The organism is Virgisporangium aliadipatigenens (assembly GCF_016863615.1).
GTDB classification, from domain to species: Bacteria; Actinomycetota; Actinomycetes; order Mycobacteriales; family Micromonosporaceae; genus Virgisporangium; species Virgisporangium aliadipatigenens.
In genome coordinates, this window is sequence record NZ_BOPF01000003.1 from 392,374 (window position 1) to 412,172 (window position 19,799).

The window sequence follows — 19,799 nt, forward strand, 5'->3', positions numbered from 1 at the left end:
GGATCTGGCATGGTGGAGGGCATGTGCCGCAGCATCCACGTTCTCCACAACTTCGAGCCGCCCGCGACCGACGACGAGGTCATGGCGGCCGCGCTCCAGTACGTTCGCAAGATCAGCGGGTCGACCCGGCCGTCGGCGGCCAACCAGGAGGCCTTCGACGAGGCGGTGCGCGCCGTGGCCGAGGCGACCCGGACGCTGCTCGACAGCCTGGTGACCAATGCCGCGCCACGCGACCGCGAGGTGGAGGCCGCGCGCGCGAAGGCCCGCGCCGAGCAGCGCTACGGGCGCAGGCCTGCTGACGCACAGTGACGATGCCCCGGTAGCTGTCCGAAGCGGGAGCTGACGCCGGGTAAACGTTCCGAGGGCGCGATCCTGTTGTCTTCCCTAGTCACTTGGGAGAAGATCCACGCGGTCGTGCATGGATGAGCTTCTCCGTCTAGGCTCCGGGCATGACTACTGACAGCGAACAGCGCCGGCCCCGCCGGAAGCTGTCCAGGCGTGCCAAGGTCATCCTGACGGCGCTGGGCGTGGTGGGGATGAGTGCCGCCGTGATCGGCCCGGTGTACGCGGTGGCCAACGGGGAACCGGTCGTCGAGGGGCAGTACCGGTTCGCGGTGAAGCTCACGATGCCGAAGATCACCAGCCCGAGCACGGGCGCGACCCGCAGCAGCGCGTGCTCCGCCGGCCTCATCGACCGGCAGTGGATCGTCAGCGCGGGGCACTGCTTCCACGACGGCGACCGCAACCGGATCTCGGGTCCGGTGCGCTACCAGGTGATCGCGACCGTCGGCACCTCCAACGTGGCGTCCGGGCGCGGCGTCAACGTCGACGTCGTCGAGGCGTACCAGGCGCCCAACGGTGCCGACCTGGCCATCGGCAAGCTGGCGCGCCCGCTGCGCGGGTTCCCGACGCTGAAGCTGTCGAACACGCCGCCGTCGGTCGACGACACGGTGCGCATCGTCGGGTGGGGCTGGACCGGCTCGCCGGGCACGACGGTCGGCCCTAGCGATCAGGCCTACACCGGTCAGGTCAAGGTGCTCGACGTGAACGCCACCGAGGTCGGCGTCGCCGGTTCGGAGCCGTCGCCGGTGACCGGTTGCCAGCACGACTCCGGTGCGCCGTACTTCGCCGAACGCGACCGCAGGGCCTACCTGGTCTCGGTCGAGTCCAACGGCCCCACCTGCCCGCACTCGCAGCGGGAGACGACGGCACGCGCGGACAACCTGACGACCTGGATCCAGGACAAGATCGCCGGCAACGCGTAGGCCGGAAAAGGCTGGCTGTATACAGTCCGGGGGCAGAGTGTATACATTCTGTCCCCGGATCGGCCGTTCGGCTCGCATTAACGACCGTCGAGCGATTGCGCGGTCAACGATCAGCTGACGTGGGTATCGGGCCGATAGTTTTCGGACATCTCGATCGTGATCTCTGTGGCGAGAGAGGCCCCCTCATGTCCCTGTTGTCCGCCCTCGACCGTCGGCACACCGTCGCCCCACCGGGCTACAGCCGCTGGTTGATCCCACCTGCCGCGCTGTCGGTCCACCTGTGCATCGGCCAGGCGTACGCCACCAGCGTCTACAAGAACTCCCTGATCGCGCACTTCGACGCCAGTCAGACCGCGATCGGCGTCATCTTCAGCATCGCCATCGTCATGCTCGGCCTCTCCGCGGCCGTCGGCGGCACCTGGGTCGAGCACAACGGCCCGCGCAAGGCGATGTTCGTCTCGGCGTGCTTCTGGGCCACCGGGTTCCTCGTCGGCGCGCTCGGCATCGCCACCGAGCAGCTGTGGCTGGTGTACCTCGGCTACGGGGTGCTCGGCGGCATCGGCCTCGGCATCGGGTACATCTCGCCGGTCTCCACGCTGATCAAGTGGTTCCCGGACCGGCCGGGGCTCGCCACCGGGCTGGCCATCATGGGCTTCGGCGGCGGCGCGCTCGTCGCCAGCCCGCTGTCGCGGCAGCTGCTGTCGTTCTACGACTCGTCGTACGACCCCACCAACGCGAAGTCGGTCGCCTCCGGCGGCGCGCTCGTCGCGCTGTTCCTCACGCTCGGCATCGGCTACTTCGTCGTCATGATGTTCGGCGTGTTCAACGTGCGGGTGCCGGCCGAGGGCTGGAAGCCGGCCGGGTGGGACCCGTCGACCGTCGCGGCCAAGCCGCTGGTCACCACCGCCAACGTCTCCGCCGGCAACGCGATCAAGACGCGGTCGTTCTGGTTGCTGTGGGTCGTGCTGTTCTGCAACGTTACCGCCGGTATCGGCATTCTCGAGCAGGCCAGCCCGATGATCCAGGACTTCTTCCGGGAGAACGGCACCTCGACCGTCGCCGTCGCCGCCGCGTCCGGATTCGTCGGGCTGCTGTCGCTGTTCAACATGGCCGGCCGCTTCGCCTGGTCCTCGACGTCGGACCTGATCGGGCGCAAGCCGATCTACATGGTGTACCTCGGCGTCGGCATGGTGCTGTACGCGTTGCTGGCCGTCGCCGGGCACACCGCCACCGCGCTGTTCGTGCTGCTGGCCGGGCTTCTGCTGTCGTTCTACGGCGGCGGGTTCGCCACGGTGCCGGCGTACCTGCGGGACCTGTTCGGCACGTTCGAGGTCGGTGCCATCCACGGCCGGCTGCTCACCGCCTGGTCGGCCGCGGGCGTCGCCGGGCCGCTGATCATCAACGGGTTCCTCGACGCGCAGGGCAAGCCCGGGTCGCTGACGGCCGAGGCGTACCGGCCCGCGCTGTTCACGATGGTGGGCGTGCTGGCGATCGGGTTCGTCGCGAACCTGCTGATCAAGCCCGTTCCCGAGAAATACCACCAGCCGGCGGCGAACGCCGAGCCGACCCCGGAAGAGAGCGTGGCGCGATGAGCGAGACACCCGCGGGCCAGACGGCGCGGCTGTGGATCTCATGGATCCTGGTCGCCATCCTGCTCGGCTACGGCATCGTGCAGACCGCGATCACGGCGGCGAAGCTCTTCACCAGCTGACCGGATGGGCCTGCCGATCGGCTAACCTCTGCCGGCGTGACCCACGACATCGCCGGTTCCCTCGGGATGCTGCGCAAGGCGGCCGCCGACGGCCGGATCGAACTCTTCGAGAGCGACCCGGCCACGGCGGCCGACGTGCTCGCGCGGGAGACCGAAATCCGGCCCTACTTCGACACGATCTTCTGGAGCGCGCCGCCGTCCTACCGGGCGCTGCTGGCCGAGACGAACACCCTGTTCTGCGCGCGCGGCGACGACGCGTTCCGCGTCCTGGACGCCGCGGACATGGCGGAGGTCAACCTCAACCTGGTGCACATGCCCGAGGGGGTCAGCCGGGACGGGGCGCGGATGCTGTCCACCAACCACCTCGTCGGCTTCGCCGCCGGACGGGGCGAGGGCGTGTGGTGCTTCGACGTGTCCAACCCCGACCTGGCCGGCGAGTACCCGGTGTACTACCACCACCAGGACGAGCCGCGCGCCCGCTACCTCGAGGACGCGCTGTCCGAGGACCCGGCCGACGACACGCCGGACCTGCCGTCGTTCGGGGCGTGGCTCGAGGTGATGGCGCGGGCGTTCACGGCGGCGCACCCGCCGGAGTGGCTCGACGCGCTCGGCGCGCCGCGGCTGGTGTCGCTGGCCCGCAGGGGCGTTCTACGCGTCGATTCCTAGCGCGTCGAGGACGAACGCGTACGTGTCGGCGAGTTCGGCGTCGCGCTGCGCCGTCGTGGCGCCGGGGCCGTGGCCGCCGGCCGCGTCGACGCGCAGCAGCACCGGCGCCGCCGTCCCGGTCGCCCGCAGCCGCGCCACGAACTTGCCCGGCTGCCACGGCGGCAGGCGGGAGTCGTTGCGGCCGGCGGTCACCAGCACCGGCGGGTAGGCGACGCCGTCGCGCAGCCGCCGGTAGGTGTCGGAGATCAGCAGTGCGCGCAGGCCATCCGGGGTGCCGACGGTGCCGAGCTCGGGCACGTTGACCGGGCCGTTCTCGCTGAACTCGAAGCGCAGGCTGTCCAGCAGCGGCACGTTGAGCACCACGGCGCCCCACAGGTCGGGCCGGCGCACCAGGGCACCGCCGACCGGGATCCCGCCGGCGCTGCCGCCGCAGGCGACCAGCCGCCCCGGCCGCGTCCAGCCCGCGTCGATCAGGCCGGTGGCGCAGTCGATGAGGTCGGTGACGGTGTTCTCCTTGGTCAGGAGCCGTCCGGCCCGGTGCCAGTCGCGGCCGTGTTCGCCGCCGCCGCGCAGGTGGGCCACCGCCCAGACGCCGCCGCGTTCGAACCAGACGCGCCGGTGCGGCTCGTGGGCGGGGGACAGGACGATGCCGTAGGAGCCGTAGCCGGTGAGCCAGACCGGGCGTTCGCCGTCGGGGACCAGATCCGCGCGGTGGATCAGCGAGACCGGTACCTCCGTGCCGTCCCGGGCGGTCACCACCACCCGGTGGAACGTCAGATCGCCCGGCCCCTCGGCGACCTCCTCCGGCGCGAGGGTGCCCGTCGCCGGGTCGTAGCGGTACCAGGCGGCTGGCGCTGTCCACGTTCCCACGAGAAGGGCCGGACCGCCGTCGGGCAGCGACGCCCACTCCCGCAGCCCGCCCTCGACGGGCATCGGCACCTCCTCGGCGGGTCCACCGTCGAGCGGCACCCGGCGCAGCCGCGACACCCCGCCGTCCAGGTCGCGCACCAGCAACCGGTCGTCGACGACGCGCACCGCCTCGATCACCCGCGGGCCCTGCGGCACCACCTCCGTGACCGGCCCGCCCCCGAACGGCACCCGCAGCACCCGCCGCCGTGGCGCGTCCGCGGCGACCACCAGGTACGCGGCGTCGGGGCCGAGCGCGAACGCCACCGTCTCGTCCTCCCGCGCGGCCACCCGCCGCCACGGGCACGTGGCCGGGTCGTCGAGCGCGGCGACCGGGGCCGCGTACAGCGTGCAGTCGCGCAGCCGCTCGTCGATGCCGCCGCCGCCCAACGCGCCGTGCGCCACCAGGGCCAGCGCCCACGCCCCGCCGGGCGGCACCATGAGCAGCGGCCGGTCGGTAGGCGCGAGCGGGACGCCGGGGTGCGCGTCGGGGCCGAGCACCACCGGGTCCGCGGCCGGGTCGTCGCCGAGCCGGTGCCGCCGGGTGGCGCTGAGGTCCCGCCGGCCCGCCGCCGCGTGCGGGTACCGGTGATACAGCAGCGAACCGTCGCCGAGCCAGCTCACGTACGGATGCCACACGTCGTCGATCCGATCGGGCAGCAGCCGTCCCGTGGCCACCGACAGGATCCGCAGGGCGCTGCGCTCCGAACCACCGCCGGACAGCCCGCAGGCGACGAGCGTCCCGTCGGGCGAGGGCACGTACCAGTCCAGGCTGTCGGCGCCGGGAGCGAACAGCACCGCCCCGTCGACGGCGAGCACCGGCGCACCGCCCGCATCCGCGCGCAGGTCGAACAGCCGCCCGCCGGCGGCGACCAGCCCGTGCCGCGTCGAGCCGGCACCGGCGCTCAGTTCGCGCAGCCGCGCGTGGATGCCGGCCCGGCCGGGCAGCGCCGACAACTCCCGCGCGGCGTGTGCGGCCTCGGCGTCCAGCCACGCGTCGAACTCCGCGTCCTGCGCCTCCATCCAGCGGTACGGGTCCTCGACGGCGACGCCGTGCAGCGTCTCGCGGACCGGTGCGACACGGGCGGCCGGCGGCAGGCTCATGGGGCCATCATGACTCGACGTTGAGGTGCGCGTGAGTACCGCTTGCGCCGGGCGCCGGAGTGTTGTCCGGTCAGCAGCCCCGATCAGATGCGGAACCCTCTCGATGAAAGCGAAGATCGCCGTCGGCGCACTCGCCGTGCTCGCCCTCGGCGGCGGCGGTGTCCTCTGGGCGTCCGCCTCGGCCAGTGCCGCTCCCGCCGCGCCGAGCGACGTCACGTTCACCCGGGACCGCGCCACACCCGGCGACGTGACGGTGAAGTGGTCGGCGGTGCCCGGTGCCACCCGGTACAACGTGAGCGTCTTCGACGGCACCAGGAACACGGTCACCACGCTGCCGGGCGGCACGACGGCGTTCGCGCTCAAGCAGCCGTCGTGCGTGAAGCTGCGGGTCAAGGTCACCTCGCGGGACGCGTTCGGCGCCGGCGGCACCTCGGGCAACACCTACGTCGACACCACCCAGCCGGGGCCGGTGCAGGGGCTCAAGGCGGCGTTCGGGGAGGGGCAGACGACGCTGACGGCCACCTGGTCGCAACCGAAGAACCTCGGCGTGAAGCCGTCGTCGAACGGCACCCCCGACGCCGTGCAGTACCGGGTCGACATCTTCGACCGGAACTCCGGCCGCTACCCGGGCGGCAAGTACACCGAGTTCCCCGCGCAGACGGTGACGACCACCGACCCGACGCACACGTTCACCGGGCTCGACCCCGCGAACGGCCCCTACAAGCTGGCCGTCACCGCGGAGACCGGCGGCTACCCGACCGGGACCGACGGCGCCTCCTGCAAGAACGGCCGCACGGTGCTGACCGTCGACGACACCACCGCGACCGTGACGAGGCTGAAGACGGCCCGCACCGAGCCGACCGCCGAGGCCGTCACGCTCACCTGGGAGAAGCCCGCCTACACCACGACGACGGCCATCACCGGATACGTGGTGCGCTACGGCGAACGGCTCAACGGGGCCGACCCGACGGCGTTCCACGAGGTGCGCGTCGTCGGGCAGTCCGTGCAGCTGCCGGCCACGCCGTTGAAGGCGTGGATGTTCCGGGTGTATCCGGTGACGGCCAAAGGCGAGGGGCTGCCGCAGACGGCGAAGCTCGACGCGATTCCGGGGCTGGAGACCAACAAGCCGGCCGTGACCGTGCGCAACACCACGAACTCCCTGCGGGTGACGCTGTCGACGGCGTCGGGCATGTTCAAGACGTTCCCGACGACGGTGGTGCGCATCAAGGAGACGCTGAACGCCGAGACCGCCTACACCGACGAGGCCACCGTCGCGCACGGGGCGACCGACTTCCAGTTCCTCGACCTGCCGCAGCGGCGCTACCTCGTGCAGGTCGTCGCCGTGAACGGCCCGAACGAGCTGACGCTGTACCGCGAGATCCGCGACCTCAACCCGGCCGGCCTGACCGGCACGGCGCTGGTCGAGGCCGACTTCACCGCGCAGCACTTCGCGGAGCCGTGGGGCACCGACGGCTACGACCTGATGGTGAACCGCCCCTCGGCCGACATGGCGCTCTACGCCACCACGACGGAGGAGATCGGCTACCTGTGGCTGCGCGCCTCGTCGGACGGCGCGGGCCGGGTCACCGGCTACCAGGTGTCGATCTCGCGCGGCAGCGTCCACGTCGGCACCTACCGGGGCGGCGCGAAGTGCGGCGGCGACCTCGCCTCCGTCGAGTACCCCTACGCCTGGCAGGACCGCACGTCGCCGACGCACCGGATCTACGCGGTCGTCACCGGGGACACGCTGACGGTCTACAACGACTTCGACCTCATGCTCACCGTGCCGAACCTGTCGGCGGCGCACTCGACGGTCTGCTCCGACAGCCCGGCCCCGAACGGCACCCAGGCCGGCTTCCACGTGCTGAACACGTACACCTCCTCGAAGCTCGGCCCGAAGACCGACATCCGGGTCACCTGAAGGGTCAACTAGCCTCTGGCCCATGGCGGACGCCGGCGCGCGGGCACTGCGATTCGTCGCGGCCCGCTGCGCCGGCGATCCGCTCGATCCGAGCCTGCGCATCACCCTGAACTTCCACCCGGACCGCACCCTGCCGGCGCTCGTCGCCGACGGGGTGTACGTGTCCCAGTTCGTCACCGGGACCAGCAACGGCGGCCTGACCGCGTACCCCGGTGGGGACCGCTGGCGCTGGGAACGGCGCATGTTCGGCGGCGCCTACGACGACGCGCCCCCGCACGCCCGCCCCGTCTACGGCGCCCTGAACTTCCGCCGCGACCCGTACGGTGCCGCGCCCCGCTTCGGTTCGGCGCACCTGCGCCTGAACGCCGCCGCGCTGCACCGGGCGACGTTCTGCTACCCGGACAGTTACCTGGAGCCGACGGACTTCGGCGTCGCGGCGCGGATGCCGCTGATCGCCCTCGCGCGGGCCGCCGCCGTGGCGGATCCGTTGGACGACTACGTCGAGGCGCACGTGCACGGCCCGGTGCGGCTGGACCGCGACATCGAGGCCGTGGTGCTCGATCCGTCCTATATGGACAGTGAGATCCCGCCGGGGTTGCCCGTCGAGTGGCATCCCGGCTTCCGGCTTCCCGTCGAGGAGTTGGTCCGGCACGCCGACTACCGGGGGCGGCGCCACGTGGACCTCGGTGTCGCGCTGGCCGTCGACGGCGTGCTGACACCAAAGCTGATCGGGGATGCCGCCGGCCGGCACGACCCGCAGGACCTGAAGCGGGTGTGGCATCTCCTGGCGCGCTTCGGCCGTCGCTGATCCGTCATTGCGCGAGCCCACTGCGACACGCTACGGTTTCATGTGTAAGAAAGTTCTGACACGTGAAAGGAGTCGCATGACAGCGGCGCGGCCGACCGGCGACGACCTGGTCGAGATGCTGGCCGCCCTGGCAAACCCGCTGCGGCTGCGCATCGTCGCCCGGCTGGCCCATGGCCGGGACTACGTGAGCCACCTGGCCCGCGAGATCGGGATCAGCCGGCCACTGCTGCACATGCACCTCCAGCGCCTCGAGGCCGCCGGCCTGATCACCGGCACCCTCGAGCTCTCCGAGGACGGCAAGGCCATGAAGTACTACGAGGTCACCGACTTCGACCTGCACCTCACCGCGTCGGCCGTCGCCGAGGCGGCACGCACCCTCGACGGCCCGGAGTCGGATCCGGGCCCCACCCGGAAGGAACGGCACTGATGCCCCTGACCGCCGGCCCGGAGTCGTGGCCGCAGACCACGTTCGCGCTCGGCGCCATGCTGCTCGTCGTGGTGCTGGTGATCGCGATCGCGGCCACCTGGCTCGAATACCGCCGGACCAAGCTCGTCGCCCACCAGGAGGACGACCTGCGCCAGCTCGTCAAGCGCTACGAGCAGCTGTCCGAGCACACCCTCGACGCCCAGCAGCGTTGCGCCACCGACGTCGCGGAGCTGCGCACCCGCACCGCGTCCATCGAGAAGATCCTGCGGACGGTGGAGTGATGAAGGCGATCACGCAGCGGGTCTACGGCGCGCCGGCCGACGTGCTGACGTTCGGCGAGGTGCCGACGCCGGTCGCGAAGCCGGGCCAGGTGCTGATCCGGGTGCGCGCCGCCGGGGTCGACGCGGGCGTGTGGCACGCGGTGCGCGGCGAGGCCTACATCGCGCGGCTCTACTTCGGACTCCCGAGACCCAGGCAGCGCGTGCCGGGGCGGGACATCGCCGGCACCGTGGAGGCCGTGGGGGAGGGGGTCACCCGGTTCGCGGTCGGCGACGCCGTGTGGGCCGAACACGACGGCGCCTACGCCGAGTACGTCGCCGTGCCGCAGCAGTGGGTCGAGCCGAAGCCGGCCGGGGCGACGTTCGAGCAGGCGGCCGCGCTCAGCGTTTCGGGCAAGACCGCGCTGCAGGCGATGCGCGACGCCGCGCAGGTCGGCGCCGGCACGCGGATCCTCATCAACGGCGCGTCCTCGGGCGTCGGCGTCTACGCCGTGCAGGTGGCCAAGGCGTTCGGGGCCGAGGTGACCGGCGTGTGCAGCGGCCGCAACGCCGCGCTGGTGCGCTCCCTCGGCGCCGACCACGTCGTCGACTACACCGTCGAGGACTTCACGACGAAGAAGTACGACGTGATCTTCGACCTGATCGGCAACCGGTCCATTGTGGAGTGTCGCCGGGCGCTGGTGCCCGAGGGGAGGCTGGTACTCGCCTTCGGCGGGGGCGGCAGGTGGTTCGGCCCGGTCGGCAAGCTCCTCGGCGCGGTCGCCACCGGACGGGCGAAGCCGTTCACCGCCGCGCGCAAGCGGGAGGACTTCGTCGCCCTGCGCCGCATGGTCGAGGACGGGACGCTCACGCCGGTCATCGACCGGACGTTCGCGCTCCCCGAGGCCGCCGCCGCCATCGCCTACGTCGAGTCCGGCCGGGCCCGCGGCAAGGTCGTTCTCACCAACTGATTCCGTGGAACGCCATGAGCCCCTCCGCACCGTCGACGAACCCGCGCCCCACGGCCCGGAAGCGCCACAGCGCACCCCGCCGGTCCACGTGCGCGAGCAGCACCCCACGCCCGGGCGGGACGGCGTCCAGCGTCGCCCGGGCGCGCACCGCACCGGCGTCGTCCCGCACCACCACCTCGATCGGGCCGGACTCGCCCTCCGGCCGCACGGCGGCGATCGCCACGCGTGACACGTCCGGCGGCATCCGGCCGGGGCGCAGCTCCACGAGCACCTCGTGCGGGGTGTCCCGGGTCAGTTCGACCGCGCCGTCGGCGGCGGCGGGCGCGTGGCGGTGCACGAAATCCGCGTCGGCGCGCACCTGATCCTCGGTGTCCGCCAGGAACGCCAGCACGTCCACAGTGGACCCGTCCGGACCCCGCACCGAGACCGTCCACTGCGGGCATTCCGGTGTCAGGTCCGCCTCGGCGCCCCGGGTCAGCACCACCGCCTCCCCACCCGGGCGCGCCGCATCGTCCCCGGCCCACGGCGCCGTGGCGTCGTCGGCCACGGGCGCCGGGGTGGCGGGGGCGTGCGGCGGTTGCGTGGGGCCGGTGCGGGCGGGGTCGCGGTGCCGGGGCGCCAGGGTGAGCGGGTCGCACCCGTGCAGGCCCAGGGCTTGCAGGCGCGGCCACCGGGCGTCGTCCTCGGCGCCGGGCAGCGCGACCAGGTGCGTGACCCGCGCGGTGACGTCGACGGCGGCGATCCCGCCCAGCGTTCCGATGCGGGCCCGGACCTCGGCGGCCTCGGCCGCGCTCCCGCCGACGACCAGATAGCAGCGGCCGGCCAGCGGTCCGGGCGGCGCGACGCGCGGCGGCTCCACCGGCGGCGCCTGCCGCGGCACCCCGGCCGCCACGTCACCCAGCAGCGCCGCGAACTCCGCCTCGCTCACGACCGCCGTGCCGAAGCGCGCCGCGGCGCGCCGCTTCACGGTCGCCTCCCCGCCGTCGTCCGGTGCCGCGCCGGTGGCGGTGGGCGCCGGAAGGTCGGTGACGAGCAGGCTGGTGCGGCCGCTGACGGCGTTCATGACGTCGAGGCCGGCCCGTGCGGCGCGGGCCATCAGCAGCTCCCGGGGCTCGGCGCCCGGACCGGTGAACGCCACCTTCATCCCCTGCACCAGCGGCTGCCCCGCGCTCCAGCGGCCGGGGTACGCCCACGGGCACAGCGGGCGCGGCGCGCGGGCCGGGTAGACGACCGGCTCGTCGTGCGGATCGCACGGGGTCAACGGAAGGCGCACCGCCAGCCGTCGCGCCGCGGCCAGGCTGTGCACCAGGATCTCGGCGAGCACGCGGGTGTCGTCCTCCGCGTCGTGCGGGCGGGACTGCGCCACGCCCCAGTGCGCGGCGAGCGAGGCCAACGACAGGCTCGGCACCGGCAGGTCCAGCCGGCGGGTGAGGGCCAGGGTGCAGAGGCGTTCGGTCACCGGCAGCGGGTGCAGTGCGCGCCGCGCCTCGGCCGCGAGGAACCGCCAGTCGAACCTCGCGTTGTGCGCGACGAGAACGCGCCCCTCCAGCAGTTCCGCCAAATGGTGGACGACCGACGGGAAGAGCGGGGCACCGGCGAGCCGCTCGCGCGACAACCCGTGGATGTGCACCGGTCCCGGATCGATGCCCGGGTCGAGCAGCGTCGACCAGGAACGCCCCGGCGAACCGTCGGCCTCCAGCTGGATCACCGCGATCTGCAGCACCCGGTCGGCGGACGGCCGCAACCCGGTCGTCTCCACGTCCACGACCGCATACCGCCTCCGCGCGCCCATGGATCAATTGTGCGGGCGGTCCGCCTCCGGCCGCGCGGGTCCACCGCCCATCGCTCGCCGGGGTTTAGCCCTGAGCGAAAGGCACTGCCGCCGGTTCGGCGGGCGCCTTACGGTGTCTCGATGGCGGACGTTGTTCCCTTCGGCCCTCGCGAGCGGCGCAGGCCGCTGCTGCGCACGCTCGTCGGCGACGTGCTCCGCCGGCACCGGCTGCGGCAGCGGCGCACCCTCGCCGACGTGGCGCGCGACGCCAGGGTCTCCGTGCAGTACCTGTCCGAGGTCGAACGCGGCCGCAAGGAGGCCAGTTCGGAGGTGCTCGCCGCCGTCTGCGCGGCCCTGCGCATCGACCTGAGCGACCTGCTGACCGAGATCAACCAGGACCTGATCCGCGTGGTTCCCGCCGCGCCCGTGCGCCCGATGCGGCCGGCCCGGCCGGGTCCCCGGCGCGGGGACGTGGTGCTGCTCGCGGCGTGACGGGCCGCTCAAGATCAAGGGGTGGTGGGTTGCACTCCTGTCGGCGTGTCGCGCCACTGAGCACCCCTTGATCTCGAGGTCCCCGCTCAGCTCACCTGGGCCAGGCGGACCGGCTTCGCCTTGCGGCTGGCCACGATGCGGTCGACCAACCCGTAGTCGACGGCCTCCCGGGCCGACAGCGTCAGGATCCGGTCCGTGTCCTCGCGGATCTGCGCCGGCGGGCGGCCGGTGTGCAGGCCCAGGATCTCCTCCATCTCCGCCCGCACCTTCGCCACGTCCTTCGCCTGCACCGCCAGGTCCGGCAGCGTTCCGCGGGAACTGCTCGACGGCTGGTGCAGCGTCACCTTCGCGTGCGGCAGCACCGAACGCTTCCCCGGCGCACCCGCCGCCAGCAGCGCCGCGGCCGCCGAGACCGCCTGCCCCACGCACGTCGTCGCCACGTCGGCGCGCACGAACTGCATCGTGTCGTAGATCGCCGTCAACGCGCTGAACGAGCCGCCCGGCGAGTTGATGTACATCTCGATGTCCGTCTCGCCGGCGGAGTCCAGGTGGATCAGCTGGGCGATGATGACGTTCGCGACGCCGTCGTCGATCTCGGTGCCGAGGTAGACGATGCGCTCCGACAGCAGGCGCGAGTAGATGTCGAACGCCCGCTCACCCGTCGGGGTCTTCTCGATGACGGTCGGGATCGTGTACTGGCCCATGGCGTTCAGGCCCCCAGTCCGACGGAGCGGCGCACGATCGCCGGCCGAACGTCGTCGACGCGGTCGAGGATGTGGTCGACGAGCCCGTACTCCCGCGCCTCCTCGGCGTTGAACCAGCGGTCGCGCCGGCTGTCGCGTTCGATCGTCTCGGGGGACTGGCCGGTGTGCTCGGCGGTGAGGCCGATCATCGTGGTGCCGACGCGTTCGAGCTGCTCCGCGTAGATCTCGACGTCGGCGGCCGTCCCCCCGAAGCCCGCCGAGCCCTGGTGCATCAGGATCTGGGCGTGCGGCAGGGTGTAGCGCTTGCCCGGCGCGCCGGCCGTCAGCAGGAACTGGCCCATGCTCGCGGCGAGGCCCATCGCGAGGGTGCTCACGTCGTTCGGGATGAGGCGCATGGTGTCGTAGATCGCGAGGCCGGCGCTGACCGAACCACCCGGCGAGTTGATGTACAGGCTGATGTCGCTGCGCGGGTCCTCGGCCGACAGCAGCAGCAACTGACCGCAGAGCCGGTTGGCGACGGGGTCGTCGACCTCCTCGCCGAGGACGATGATGCGTTGGTGCAGCAGCCGCGCGGCGAGCTGATCGTCGAGCGAACCGCCCTGCAGCACGGCCGTTCCGTTGGCGAGTCTCATCTCGGGCCTCCCTGGTGGTGTCGTGGGTTCCACCATCGGCAGCGCGGGCGCGACACACCAAGCGGATCTGCTGTCAGCAGAGGGCGGGCGACAGCTCCTTCGCCAGCACCACCGTCCCGTCGGGGCGCGGGTCGTCCGTGAGCGCGTAGCCCTCGCTGCGGTACAGCGCGATGTTGCGCGCGCTGCGGGCCCCGGTGAACAGCACGATCCGCCGGCACCCCGGCCCGGCCGCGTGCGCGGCGGTGCGCAGCAGCCAGCGGCCCACGCCGTGACCGCGCAGGTCGGGTACGACGGCGAGCCGCCCGAGGTGCAGTTCGTCGTCGCGAACGTGCGTGCGCACCATGCCCAGCAGCCGACCGTCGCGCCACAGGCCGGTGGTGTCCCAGGTGCCCAGCCACTCGCCCACCTGCGTGGGTGTCTCGTGCAGCGGCGGGATGTCCAGGGTCTCGTTGACGACCGCCTCCTCGACCCAGCAGCAGCGCTGCAGCACGGTCACCTCGGCCGCGTCGTCGGGGGTCAGGCGGCGCGCGTAGCTGCCCGGGAGCGGGCCGGGCCGGGTGTCGGGGCGGGCGCGTTCGCGCATCGGCCGCAGCGCGTGGGCGAGGCGGACCAGTTCCTCCAGGACACCGGCGGCCGACGCGTCGCGGGCCGGGTCCGGGCGCAGCCGGCCCTCGTGCACGGCGTCGCGGAGGCGGATCGCGAGCGTGGCGCCGAGCGGCACGAGCCGCAGCGTGGTCACCACCTGCTTGGCGTGCTGAACGGCGCGGGTGCCGGCCGAGGTGTTGCCGTAGCTGACGAACCCGATCGGCTTCCACGCCCACTCGCGGCCGAGGAAGTCCAGCGCGTTCTTCAGCGTCGCCGGCATCCCGTGGTTGTACTCCGGCGTGACCGCGATGAAGCCGTCGGCGGCGTCGACGAGCGCGCTCCAGCGGCGGGTGTGCTCGCGGTGGTAGACGCCGCCGGACGGGTGTTCCTCCTCGTCGAGGAAGGGCAGGTCCAGGTCGCTGAGGGAGACCGGGACGAGGTCCACGCCGAGGAGGGCGGCCCGCGGGCGCAGCGTCTCGGCGAGCCAGCCCGCCACCGTGGGCCCGAGCGCGCCGGGGCGGGTACTGCAGGTGATCACGAGGACACGCACCGAGTTCGTTGACATGGAAACGAAGCGTAGGTGCTAAGTTGTTTACATGTCAACGAACGGGCGCTGGCTGACGCCGGACGAGGAGCGGGCCTGGCGGGCGTTCCTGCGGATCATGGTCTCCGTGCGGACCGGTACGGCCCACGACCTCGCCGCGGTCGGCCTCTCCGAGCCGGACTACGAGGTGCTCAGCACCCTGTCCGAGCAGCCCGACCACGCCAGCACCCTCGGCGAGCAGGCCGACAAGATGGGCTGGTCGCGCAGCCGCCTCTCGCGGCACGCGACCCGGATGGAGTCGCGCGGCCTGGTCACCCGCGCCGAGGACCCCAGCGACGGCCGGGGCTGCGTGCTCGTGCTCACCGCGCAGGGGCTGGCCGCCCTGGAGGACGCCGCACCGGTGCACGTCGCGTCCGTGCGGCAGCACTTCATCGACCGGCTCACCCCGCACGACCTCGCCGCCGTCGAGCGGATCGACCGGCGGCTGCACGGCACCGCGGCCGACGCTTCGGGCCCCACCGAAGGATCCGCCCCGTAGGGTCGCCGCGTGACCGACAACGCCCGTACGGCATTTCGCGCCCTGCACGAGTCCGGCACGTTCGTCCTGCCCAACCCGTGGGACGCCGGCTCCGCCCGGATCCTCGAGACGCTCGGCTTCCCGGCGGTCGCCACGACCAGTTCCGGGTTCGCCGCCAGCCTCGGCCGCGCCGACCAGCGGGTCTCCCGGGACGAGTTGGTCGCGCACGTCGCGTCCCTCGCCGCCGCCGTGCGCGTTCCGGTCGCCGTCGACGCGGAACGGGGATACGCCGACGACCCCGCCGGAGTTTCCGAGACGGTGGAACTGCTCGCGGGCGCCGGAGCCGCCGGAGTGTCCATCGAGGACTACGATCCCGCGGCCGGCCGCATCGACCCGCTCGACGTCGCCGTGGCCCGCATCGCCGCCGCCGCGCGGGCCTGCGACCGGCACGGCATCGTGCTGACCGGCCGCGCCGAGAACCACCTGTACGGCGCCGGCGACCTCGACGACACGATCCGGCGGCTGTGCGCCTACCGGGACGCCGGTGCCGCGTGCCTCTACGCGCCCGGCCTCACGGACCTGGCCGACATCGCCCGCGTGGTACGGGAGACCGGCGCGGCGGTGAACGTTCTGGCGCTGCGCGACGGGCCGTCGGTGGCGCGGCTCGCCGGCGTCGGGGTCCGGCGGGTGTCGACGGGCGGCGGCCTCGCCTGGGCGGCCTACGGGGCACTCGTGGACGCCGCCGAGGAACTGCGCACCGCCGGCACCAGCACCTACCGGGACCGCGGCATCACGGCCGCCCTGCGGGGGCAGGCGTTCAGCTGAGAGCCGAGAGCCGAGAGGGGTCCCGGGCGGTGCGCCCTACCGTGGCGACATGCGTCGATGCGTGGTGGTGCTCCTGGCGGTGCTGATGACGGCCACCGGATGCGCACCCACCGAGCCGTCCCTGTCCGAGGGCGAGATGTGGCAGGCGTACATCCGTTCCAGCGACGTCAAGAACGACCGCCTCCCCACGCCGGGACGCGCCGCCGAGGACCGGATGGCCCACCTCGCCTCGCTCGGAACCCCGGCGCAGATCCTCGGCGGGCTGCTGCGCACCTTCGAGTGCGAACGGGTCGAGACCTGCGAGCTGACCGCCCCGGTGCGCAGGGCCGCCGGCGGGGAGGCGCCGCTCGGCCGCTCGGTGCTGGTCAAGCACGGCGACGACGGATCGCTGGAACTGGCGACGCTGTTCGTGACGCGCGGGGACGACGGCAACCGGCTGATCGACGCCAACGGCGACACCTACACCGGGCTCCAGGACTTCCGCGAGCACAACGACCTGTTCACCGCCGAGGACACCCTGCTGACGCTGCGGGACATCACGTCCGTGCCGGGCAGCGGCGGCACCGTCGTGGTCACCGGGCACACGCCGTCGCGCACGTGGTGGTGGATCGGCGGCGGTGCCGCGCTGGTGCTCGTGCTGTTCATCGCCGCCGCGATGGTGCAGCCGATCCGCTCCCGCGACCACACAGAGCCATGGTGAGACCGGGCCATGGTGAACCGGGCCGCCAGGACGGCCGCATCACGGACCCGGTGGACGTGGGCTCGTTCCGGCCGGGATGAGCTCCGCGAGCAGTCCCCGGCCGTCCGCGGTGAAGGGCGGCGCCGCCTCCGCCTCCCACCAGGACCGCAGCGCCGTCACGGTCTCCTCCCGGCCGGTCTTGCGATGGGTGAACGTCACCAGCCGCTCACCGGTGCGCCGCACCACCACCCGCCCCCGCTTCGCGGTGTCCGGATAGGCCTCCCAGTCGATGCCCTTCTCGGCCCGCAGCAGCGCGACCTTCTGCGCGCCGCTGACGCCGTGCAGCCGCCGGTGCGGGAACTGCGCCAGCGCCGCCATCGTGATGGAGTTGCGCACGCAGTCCTGCTGGCGCCAGACGAAGTAGTTCGCCACCTCGACCGGATCGTCCACTGTGAACACCCGGGCGTCGAACGTCGGCGCGCCCGCCGGCCGACGGCGCACGAGCGCGGCGGTGGCGGTGGCGGCCGCGACCGACACCATCTTCTGCACCTCGCCGCCGAACCACGGCTGGGTCGTCGGCCCGCCGAAGTCCACGGCGAGCACGCTCACCTCGTCGGACTGGACGAACGCGAACACCGCACCGGAGATCTCGTCGCACAACGCGGCCGCGACGGCGTCCATGTCGGCCATGAACCCGTAGTCGTAGGGCCGCTGCGCCCCACGCAGGTAGGTGTGGAACGCCCGCCCGTCGCAGCGCAGGATCGTGTAGGTGCGGCGCGGCAGAACGGTACGGGTGACCTCCTCGTACCCTTTCATGCGTTCGCCCAGTGGTGTGCTCATGCCGGAGATCGTCGCAGCCGACCGCATCGACGGCACCGGATTTTCGCCCCGGCCAGCGCGGGCGCGGCGACAGGACGACAATCACGGGATGGCCCACCCCGCCCGCACCCGCGATCTGGACGTCGTCGTCTACGGCGCCACCGGGTTCGCCGGCGCGCTCGTCGCCGCCCACCTGGCCACCCACGCCCCGGACGGGGTGCGCATCGGCCTCGCCGGCCGTTCGGTCGAGAAGCTGCACGAGGTGCGTACCCGCCTCGACGTGGACTGGCCGCTGCTCGTCGCCGACGCGGAGGACCCGGCCGCGCTCGACGACCTCGCGACGGCCGCGCACGTCGTGGCCACCACGGTCGGCCCGTTCGCGCGGCACGGCCGGCCGCTCGTGCGCGCCTGCGCCACCAACGGCACCGACTACGTCGACCTCGCCGGCGAGGTGCTGTTCGCGCGGCAGAGCATCGACGACAACCACGAGGCGGCCCGCGAGTCCGGCGCGCGGATCGTGCACTCGTGCGGGTTCGACTCGGTGCCCTCGGACCTCGGCGTGCACGTGCTGTACCAGCAGGTCGCCGCGGACGGGGCGGGGGAGCTGACCGACACGACGCTGGTCGTCACGCGGCTGCGCGGCGGGTTCAGCGGCGGGACGGTCGACACGATCCGGCACCAGTTGGACACCGTGCGGGGCGACCGGGCGTTGCGCCGCATCGCCGCGAGCCCCTATTCGCTCAGCCCGTCCCGCGACGACGAACCCGACCTCGGCCGGCAGGACGACTACGCCACCCTCGACGGGTCCACTGTGGACGGATCGCTGCGGGGCAGGCTGGCGCCGTTCCTGATGGCCCCGTACAACACGCGCGTGGTACGCCGCACGAACGCCCTGCGCGGCTACGCCTACGGGCGCGAGTTCCGCTACCGGGAGGCGATGAGCGTCGGCGCCTCGCCACTGTCCACTGTGTACGCCGGCGGTCTCAAGGCCGGGCTCGGTGCGATGGCGCTGGGCCTGTCGCTGCGGCCGACCCGGTACGTGCTCGACCGGCTGCTGCCCAGGCCCGGCACGGGTCCGGACGAGAAGACCCGCCGCGGCGGGCACTTCACCTGCGACCTGTTCACCACGACGAGCACCGGCGCGCGGTACACCGCCCGGGTGCGCGCCAAGGGCGACCCCGGCTACCAGGCGACCGCCGTCATGCTCGGCGAGGCCGCCCTGGCGCTGGCCCTCGACCGCGACGCGTTGCCGCCGACGCCGGGCGGGGTGCTGACCCCGGCGACCGGCATCGGCGACGCGTACGTCACGCGGCTGCGCGCGGCGGGAATGGAGCTGTCGGCCCGCCGCCTCGACAAGAGCTAGGGCGTCAGCTCCGTCGCGGCCCGACCGGTCGCCGGGTCGAACGGGTACGACACCTGCTGGTGCACCATCTCCCAGCCGTCCGGCCCGCGCTGGAAGACCCGCGTGCCGCGCGACCAGTTGACGGCAACGCCGCCGTCCGGCCGCGGCACGCCCATCCGGTTGAGCCCCCAGCCGACCGCCAGGTCGCCGTCCACCAGCACGGTCAGGTCGGGAACGTCCCACGTGACCGTCTCGTCGGAGGCCGAAAGCCCCTGCCGGCACACCTCCCGCACGGCGTCCGCGCCGACGTACGCCAGCGGCACCTCGTGCTCGTAGGAGACGACGTCGTCGGCGATGCCGGCCATGATGCCGTCGAGGTCCTTCGCGGCCGTCGCCTCGAACCAGCGCCGGTGCAGGTCCCGCACCTCGTTCTCGCCGTCGGCCCGCTCCTCGCCGGAGCGGTCGGCGAACGAGTGGTGCTCGTGGCTGACCACCCAGCGCCCGCCCTCCTTGCGTAGCCCGATCGTCAGGCGCAGCCGCTGCGCCGGATCCCGCGCGAAGTCCGCCGCCGTGCCGCAGCGCAGCAGCGCGTGCGCGAACGCCACGTCCGCACCGGCCGTCACCTCCAGCGACACGATCTCGAACGACGCGCCCCGCCGCTGGTACTCGAAGAACCCCGGCCACGTCTGCCGGTACGCGTCCCGCCCGCGCACCCCGTCGTGCGGCGGCGGCACGTCGAACATCACGATGTCCGCGGCGTGATCGGCGAGCACCCGGTCGAGGTCGCCCTCGTGCACCGCGCGCGCCCAACGTTCGATCAGGTCGCGGATCTGCTTCTCGTCGTCGTTCATAC

At 73.0% G+C, this 19,799-nt stretch carries 21 protein-coding genes and 1 pseudogene; 15 read left to right on the plus strand and 7 right to left on the minus strand.

Annotated features, from left to right (window positions below; translation table 11 throughout):
- The first annotated feature begins 21 nt into the window (after positions 1-21).
- The 5 genes from Val02_RS05965 (at position 22) to Val02_RS05980 (ending at position 3,642) form a co-directional block, all read left to right on the plus strand.
- Positions 22-309 (plus strand): DUF2277 domain-containing protein, encoded by a 288-nt coding sequence (locus tag Val02_RS05965; RefSeq protein WP_203897995.1) that lies wholly within the window; start codon positions 22-24, stop codon positions 307-309.
- A 140-nt stretch (positions 310-449) separates the two neighbouring features.
- On the plus strand, positions 450-1,265 hold the full coding sequence (locus Val02_RS05970; RefSeq protein ID WP_203897864.1) for a S1 family peptidase: 816 nt from the start codon (positions 450-452) through the stop codon (positions 1,263-1,265).
- Between the two features lie 191 nt (positions 1,266-1,456).
- A complete protein-coding gene (locus Val02_RS05975) occupies positions 1,457-2,857 on the plus strand; it encodes an OFA family MFS transporter (protein WP_203897996.1) in 1,401 nt (466 codons plus the stop codon).
- Positions 2,854-2,976 (plus strand): MFS transporter small subunit, encoded by a 123-nt coding sequence (locus Val02_RS48135; protein WP_275415549.1) that lies wholly within the window; start codon positions 2,854-2,856, stop codon positions 2,974-2,976. Before Val02_RS05975 ends, Val02_RS48135 begins: the two co-directional genes overlap by 4 nt.
- Before the next feature lie 36 nt (positions 2,977-3,012).
- Positions 3,013-3,642, plus strand: coding sequence for an SMI1/KNR4 family protein (locus Val02_RS05980; RefSeq protein ID WP_203897865.1), 630 nt, complete (start codon positions 3,013-3,015; stop codon positions 3,640-3,642).
- On the opposite strand, the gene Val02_RS05985 is transcribed toward Val02_RS05980, so the two are convergent.
- Positions 3,625-5,652: a prolyl oligopeptidase family serine peptidase gene (locus Val02_RS05985; RefSeq protein ID WP_203897866.1), complete on the minus strand. Its 2,028-nt coding sequence runs from the start codon at positions 5,650-5,652 to the stop codon at positions 3,625-3,627. The genes Val02_RS05980 and Val02_RS05985 overlap by 18 nt on opposite strands.
- A gap of 103 nt (positions 5,653-5,755) precedes the next feature.
- Here Val02_RS05985 and Val02_RS05990 point away from each other — a divergent pair, with 103 nt between their 5' ends.
- From Val02_RS05990 to Val02_RS06010, 5 genes are all read left to right on the plus strand, one after another.
- The gene (locus Val02_RS05990; protein WP_203897867.1) at positions 5,756-7,573 is read left to right on the plus strand and encodes a fibronectin type III domain-containing protein; all 1,818 of its coding nucleotides are present in this window, start codon (positions 5,756-5,758) and stop codon (positions 7,571-7,573) included.
- Positions 7,574-7,595: 22 nt separating this feature from the next.
- On the plus strand, positions 7,596-8,381 hold the full coding sequence (locus Val02_RS05995) for a DUF3626 domain-containing protein (protein WP_203897868.1): 786 nt from the start codon (positions 7,596-7,598) through the stop codon (positions 8,379-8,381).
- 76 nt (positions 8,382-8,457) lie between these two features.
- The gene (locus tag Val02_RS06000; protein WP_203897869.1) at positions 8,458-8,808 is read left to right on the plus strand and encodes an ArsR/SmtB family transcription factor; all 351 of its coding nucleotides are present in this window, start codon (positions 8,458-8,460) and stop codon (positions 8,806-8,808) included.
- The gene (locus tag Val02_RS06005; RefSeq protein WP_203897870.1) at positions 8,808-9,089 is read left to right on the plus strand and encodes a hypothetical protein; all 282 of its coding nucleotides are present in this window, start codon (positions 8,808-8,810) and stop codon (positions 9,087-9,089) included. The genes Val02_RS06000 and Val02_RS06005 overlap by 1 nt, the downstream gene beginning before the upstream one ends.
- Positions 9,089-10,036 (plus strand): NAD(P)-dependent alcohol dehydrogenase, encoded by a 948-nt coding sequence (locus Val02_RS06010; protein ID WP_203897871.1) that lies wholly within the window; start codon positions 9,089-9,091, stop codon positions 10,034-10,036. The genes Val02_RS06005 and Val02_RS06010 overlap by 1 nt, the downstream gene beginning before the upstream one ends.
- On the opposite strand, the gene Val02_RS06015 is transcribed toward Val02_RS06010, so the two are convergent.
- Positions 10,026-11,828 (minus strand): TerD family protein, encoded by a 1,803-nt coding sequence (locus tag Val02_RS06015; RefSeq protein WP_203897872.1) that lies wholly within the window; start codon positions 11,826-11,828, stop codon positions 10,026-10,028. The genes Val02_RS06010 and Val02_RS06015 overlap by 11 nt on opposite strands.
- A gap of 120 nt (positions 11,829-11,948) precedes the next feature.
- Here Val02_RS06015 and Val02_RS06020 point away from each other — a divergent pair.
- A pseudogene (locus Val02_RS06020) lies at positions 11,949-12,236 on the plus strand (helix-turn-helix domain-containing protein); the annotation flags it as partial.
- A gap of 149 nt (positions 12,237-12,385) precedes the next feature.
- Here Val02_RS06020 and Val02_RS06025 read toward each other — a convergent pair.
- The 3 genes from Val02_RS06025 to Val02_RS06035 all read right to left on the minus strand — a co-directional run bounded on the left by Val02_RS06025 (position 12,386) and on the right by Val02_RS06035 (position 14,785).
- Positions 12,386-13,003: a ClpP family protease gene (locus Val02_RS06025; RefSeq protein WP_203897874.1), complete on the minus strand. Its 618-nt coding sequence runs from the start codon at positions 13,001-13,003 to the stop codon at positions 12,386-12,388.
- 5 nt (positions 13,004-13,008) lie between these two features.
- A complete protein-coding gene (locus tag Val02_RS06030) occupies positions 13,009-13,635 on the minus strand; it encodes a ClpP family protease (protein WP_203897875.1) in 627 nt (208 codons plus the stop codon).
- Between the two features lie 73 nt (positions 13,636-13,708).
- A complete protein-coding gene (locus tag Val02_RS06035) occupies positions 13,709-14,785 on the minus strand; it encodes a bifunctional NAD(P)H-dependent oxidoreductase/GNAT family N-acetyltransferase (protein WP_203897876.1) in 1,077 nt (358 codons plus the stop codon).
- A gap of 31 nt (positions 14,786-14,816) precedes the next feature.
- On the opposite strand from Val02_RS06035, the gene Val02_RS06040 reads away from it, so the two are divergent.
- Genes Val02_RS06040 through Val02_RS06050 form a run of 3 tightly spaced genes read left to right on the plus strand, consistent with a single transcriptional unit; the run spans position 14,817 to position 16,806 of the window.
- Complete coding sequence (locus Val02_RS06040; RefSeq protein ID WP_203897877.1) at positions 14,817-15,302, plus strand: MarR family winged helix-turn-helix transcriptional regulator; 486 nt, start codon at positions 14,817-14,819, stop codon at positions 15,300-15,302.
- Positions 15,303-15,311: 9 nt separating this feature from the next.
- Entirely contained in the window at positions 15,312-16,106 is a 795-nt protein-coding gene (locus tag Val02_RS06045) for an isocitrate lyase/PEP mutase family protein (protein ID WP_203897878.1), read from the plus strand.
- Between the two features lie 49 nt (positions 16,107-16,155).
- Complete coding sequence (locus Val02_RS06050; RefSeq protein WP_203897879.1) at positions 16,156-16,806, plus strand: hypothetical protein; 651 nt, start codon at positions 16,156-16,158, stop codon at positions 16,804-16,806.
- Between the two features lie 39 nt (positions 16,807-16,845).
- On the opposite strand, the gene Val02_RS06055 is transcribed toward Val02_RS06050, so the two are convergent.
- Positions 16,846-17,625 (minus strand): tRNA(His) guanylyltransferase Thg1 family protein, encoded by a 780-nt coding sequence (locus Val02_RS06055; protein WP_203897880.1) that lies wholly within the window; start codon positions 17,623-17,625, stop codon positions 16,846-16,848.
- An 88-nt stretch (positions 17,626-17,713) separates the two neighbouring features.
- On the opposite strand from Val02_RS06055, the gene Val02_RS06060 reads away from it, so the two are divergent.
- Positions 17,714-18,967, plus strand: coding sequence for a saccharopine dehydrogenase family protein (locus Val02_RS06060; RefSeq protein WP_203897881.1), 1,254 nt, complete (start codon positions 17,714-17,716; stop codon positions 18,965-18,967).
- On the opposite strand, the gene Val02_RS06065 is transcribed toward Val02_RS06060, so the two are convergent.
- Positions 18,964-19,797, minus strand: a complete 834-nt coding sequence (locus Val02_RS06065) for a YybH family protein (RefSeq protein ID WP_203897882.1) — start codon at positions 19,795-19,797, stop codon at positions 18,964-18,966. The two genes, Val02_RS06060 and Val02_RS06065, sit on opposite strands and share 4 nt — an antisense overlap.
- Between the last annotated feature and the right edge of the window lie 2 nt (positions 19,798-19,799).

Bases quoted from the DNA above. Each gene is read 5' to 3' on its own strand.
- Val02_RS05965 (WP_203897995.1), top strand. From the start codon at position 22: ATGTGCCGCAGCATCCACGTTCTCCACAACTTCGAGCCGCCCGCGACC.
- Val02_RS05970 (WP_203897864.1), top strand. From the start codon at position 450: ATGACTACTGACAGCGAACAGCGCCGGCCCCGCCGGAAGCTGTCCAGG.
- Val02_RS48135 (WP_275415549.1), top strand. From the start codon at position 2,854: ATGAGCGAGACACCCGCGGGCCAGACGGCGCGGCTGTGGATCTCATGG.
- Val02_RS05985 (WP_203897866.1), bottom strand. From the start codon at position 5,652: ATGAGCCTGCCGCCGGCCGCCCGTGTCGCACCGGTCCGCGAGACGCTG.
- Val02_RS05990 (WP_203897867.1), top strand. From the start codon at position 5,756: ATGAAAGCGAAGATCGCCGTCGGCGCACTCGCCGTGCTCGCCCTCGGC.
- Val02_RS05995 (WP_203897868.1), top strand. From the start codon at position 7,596: ATGGCGGACGCCGGCGCGCGGGCACTGCGATTCGTCGCGGCCCGCTGC.
- Val02_RS06000 (WP_203897869.1), top strand. From the start codon at position 8,458: ATGACAGCGGCGCGGCCGACCGGCGACGACCTGGTCGAGATGCTGGCC.
- Val02_RS06005 (WP_203897870.1), top strand. From the start codon at position 8,808: ATGCCCCTGACCGCCGGCCCGGAGTCGTGGCCGCAGACCACGTTCGCG.
- Val02_RS06010 (WP_203897871.1), top strand. From the start codon at position 9,089: ATGAAGGCGATCACGCAGCGGGTCTACGGCGCGCCGGCCGACGTGCTG.
- Val02_RS06015 (WP_203897872.1), bottom strand. From the start codon at position 11,828: ATGGGCGCGCGGAGGCGGTATGCGGTCGTGGACGTGGAGACGACCGGG.
- Val02_RS06025 (WP_203897874.1), bottom strand. From the start codon at position 13,003: ATGGGCCAGTACACGATCCCGACCGTCATCGAGAAGACCCCGACGGGT.
- Val02_RS06030 (WP_203897875.1), bottom strand. From the start codon at position 13,635: ATGAGACTCGCCAACGGAACGGCCGTGCTGCAGGGCGGTTCGCTCGAC.
- Val02_RS06035 (WP_203897876.1), bottom strand. From the start codon at position 14,785: ATGTCAACGAACTCGGTGCGTGTCCTCGTGATCACCTGCAGTACCCGC.
- Val02_RS06040 (WP_203897877.1), top strand. From the start codon at position 14,817: ATGTCAACGAACGGGCGCTGGCTGACGCCGGACGAGGAGCGGGCCTGG.
- Val02_RS06050 (WP_203897879.1), top strand. From the start codon at position 16,156: ATGCGTCGATGCGTGGTGGTGCTCCTGGCGGTGCTGATGACGGCCACC.
- Val02_RS06055 (WP_203897880.1), bottom strand. From the start codon at position 17,625: ATGAGCACACCACTGGGCGAACGCATGAAAGGGTACGAGGAGGTCACC.
- Val02_RS06060 (WP_203897881.1), top strand. From the start codon at position 17,714: ATGGCCCACCCCGCCCGCACCCGCGATCTGGACGTCGTCGTCTACGGC.
- Val02_RS06065 (WP_203897882.1), bottom strand. From the start codon at position 19,797: ATGAACGACGACGAGAAGCAGATCCGCGACCTGATCGAACGTTGGGCG.